Genomic DNA, 3,447 nt, shown 5'->3' with positions numbered 1-3,447 from the left:
AAATATCTCAGCCTCTCTTTGCTATATAAAAATGTTTATCGTCAAGTTTCAAAAGTCAGCATTGTTCGATACTGCCCATAATGCGCCAATCACATTTTGTTATTGTTCGACTTTTGGTCCAGTACGTCAATTGTAACCGACTTTTGTCTCGCCTTCCGCATACGACTTGTTGCGAAAGCTTATTGACCTATACCAATCAAGTCTTTCACGTCATTACTTTCTTCTTGGCCGTCAGGGTGTTTTACCCGAATATATAATTCACCTTGACGAGCACCAATTGTCACAACATCACCCTCAGAAATTTTATCAGCAATTAGCATTTCAGCCACTGGGTCTTCGATTTTCTGTTGGATCACACGACGCAATGGTCGAGCACCATATTCTTTATCAAAGCCTATTTTAGCGATTTCTTTATTCGCTGCTTGTGTAACACGTAATTTCACACCCTGCTCTGCTAATAATTTATTCAGAGCTGTAGTAAATTTCTGTACAATTTCAACGACTTGTGCTTCTTCTAATGTGTGGAAGACAATAATTTCATCCACACGGTTCAAGAATTCCGGTCTGAAAGCAGTTTTTAATTCTTTACGAATACGACTATCCATTTCTTCATGGCTATCTGTTGCTTGTTTAGCACCAAATCCGACATTTTTATCATCACGGATAGCAGTAGCACCTAAATTAGAAGTCATAATCATCACTGTATTGCGGAAGTCCACTTTACGACCTTTAGAATCCGTAATATAACCATCATCTAAAACTTGTAATAACATATTGAACACATCCGGGTGCGCTTTTTCAATCTCATCGAATAATACAACTGAGTATGGGTGTTGTCGCACTTGTTCAGTCAATTGGCCACCTTCATCATAGCCCACGTAACCTGGTGCTGATCCAATCATTCGACTCGTTGAGTATTTTTCCATATATTCAGACATATCTAAACGGATGATGTTATTTTCTGAACCAAACATCTCACCAGCTAACGCTTTAGCTAACTCTGTTTTACCAACACCTGTTGGTCCAAGGAACATGAAGGAGCCAATTGGACGATTCGGATCTTTAATCCCTGACCGTGCACGGCGAACTGCACGCGCAACACTTCTCACTGCTTCGCCTTGACCTTTCACACGTTTGTGTAAATGGTCTTCTAGATTGATCAGCTTTTGGTTTTCAGTTTGCGTAAGCTGTTGCATTGGCACACCTGTCCACATAGCCACAATATCCGCTACGTTTTGGCTGTCAATTTCAATATCAAACGACTCTTCTTGAGCAACTTGTGGGTTGTTTTGTAGGGCGAATAATTCTTGACTTAAACGTTGTTGTTGCTGGTGAACACCTGCTGCTTTTTCAAACTCTTGGGTATTCACATAATGCTTCTTCAACTCTTCTAAATCTGTTAATTGTTTGCGAATACCTAAAATGGTTTGTTGGGTAGTGTCTTTATCGCCATTGTCTAAACGCGCTGTTGCTGCAGCTTCATCCATAATATCAATCGCTTTATCTGGTAAGAAACGATCAGCAATGTAACGGTTACCTAGACGAACAGCAGCTTCAATAGCTTCATCTGTAATCTTCACTCGATGGAATTTTTCATAATCTTTTCGGATACCTTTAAGAATTTCAATAGCATCCGCTTCGCTAGGTTCGTCTACCAGTACTTTAGCAAAACGACGTTCTAAGGCTGCATCTTTTTCAATATATTTTTGGTATTCATTTAAGGTCGTTGCGCCAATTACTTGTAAGTGACCACGTGCAAGAGCCGGTTTCATTAAGTTGGAAGCATCAATAGCCCCCTCTGCTGCACCAGCACCGATTAAGCTATGTAATTCGTCAATAAACAAGATGACGTTACCAGCTTTTTCTGTTTCTTCAAGTAAGTTTTTTACACGGTCTTCAAATTCTCCACGGTATTTGGTCCCAGCAACAAGTGAACCAACATCCAGTGATACTACACGTTTGTTGGCTAAGGTAGAAACAACATCATTGTTCGCAACGGCGATGGCCACTGCTTCAGCAATGGCAGTCTTCCCAACACCTGGTTCCCCAACTAAAACAGGGTTATTCTTCGTACGGCGACTTAAAACCTGCATGATACGACGTAACTCTTTCTTACGGCCAATCACTGGGTCTAATTGCCCATTACGCGCTTGCTCAGTTAAGTCTCTCGTTAAAGCGTCTAAGGTTGGTGTTACGCTTTGTGGGCGTTTACTACCGCGATTTGATTGTTTAGTACTATCTTCATTACTACGGTTACGTACGGGTGGACGCTGGCCAATTGAACGGTAGATGTCTTTACGTAATTTCTCAATATCTACATCCAAGTTTCTTAGAATTCGAACTGCTAATACTTGGTCTGCAATTAGAGATAGCAAAATATGCTCAGTTCCGACTAAAGTCACCTGTTGACGTTGTGCTTCTTCACCCGCAATATATAAGACCTTTCTAGAACGCGGTGAATACACCACACGGTTTAAATCTAACGGACTATCTGAGACCTCATCCTTGCCATAACCGACGACAAATTCAACTTCTTCCTTCACAGCCTCGTAACTTGGCAAGTGGTCAACTAACACATTATGCGCAACCCCCTCAGGTTCACGGTAAAGTCCTAGCAACAAATGTTCTGTTCCAATGGCTTTATGACGAAATTGTTTGGCTTCTTCAGCAGCGTACAATAAGGCCTGTTTTGCTTTCTCTGTATAAATTTCGTTCATAAGGTCCTCCTATCTGGTTACCTATATTTCAGCTTCACAAGCATTGATTTTAAAATCAATGACCGTACTTCATCAGCATTCACAATTTTACCTAAGGCTTCCTTATCAACTGCTGAATGCATAATCTGTGCTTCATTTTCGGTAATAATCTTATTGACTAATAAATTTTGAATGATGGCAGTAGCATCTTGTAATCTCGTTTTTTGGTGGACAAGGTCGACCATGGCATCAATTAATTCTGCTTCTTCGACAATTTCCAGTTTCATAATCCGGATATAGCCACCACCACCACGTTTACTTTCTACAATATATCCCTTTTGCGGGGTAAATCGCGTGTTGATAACATAATTAATTTGAGATGGTACACATTGAAATTGATCGGCGATTTCGCTACGGCTAATCTCAACATGTTCTTCTTGTTGTAAGATTTGCTTTAAATAAGATTCAATAATATCAGACATATTTCTATTTTTCATTATTTATCACCTCAAGTCTGATTCTTATTTTGACTAAGTTTGACTAATTAAATATATCATACGATATCCACATTGATTTAGTCAATTCAAAAGCTTGATATTTAACGTGAAACCCTTGAAATATCGCACTTTTAGATAGTAAAAGGGCGACGTAAAGAAATTGTTTACCAAAATCCTTACGCCACCCTCATATTAAGAAAATATACCCCAATCATTATTCGAATCAACTACTCTCTGTTAAAACAGAGAGTTTG

2 protein-coding genes are annotated in these 3,447 nt (G+C 39.5%); both read right to left on the bottom strand.

The window, feature by feature from the left end; translation table 11 throughout:
- Window positions 1-179 precede the first annotated feature (179 nt).
- Window positions 180-2,717, bottom strand: coding sequence for an ATP-dependent Clp protease ATP-binding subunit (locus HMPREF3116_RS01755; RefSeq protein ID WP_070467279.1), 2,538 nt, complete (start codon window positions 2,715-2,717; stop codon window positions 180-182).
- Window positions 2,718-2,734: 17 nt separating this feature from the next.
- Window positions 2,735-3,193, bottom strand: coding sequence for a CtsR family transcriptional regulator (locus HMPREF3116_RS01750; protein ID WP_070467276.1), 459 nt, complete (start codon window positions 3,191-3,193; stop codon window positions 2,735-2,737).
- Window positions 3,194-3,447 lie beyond the last annotated feature (254 nt).

Source organism: Aerococcus sp. HMSC10H05, from assembly GCF_001806975.1.
Classification (GTDB): Bacteria; Bacillota; Bacilli; order Lactobacillales; family Aerococcaceae; genus Aerococcus; species Aerococcus viridans_B.
The sequence above is the reverse complement of the archived record's forward strand: the minus strand, read 5'-3'. Positions and strand labels throughout refer to the sequence as shown.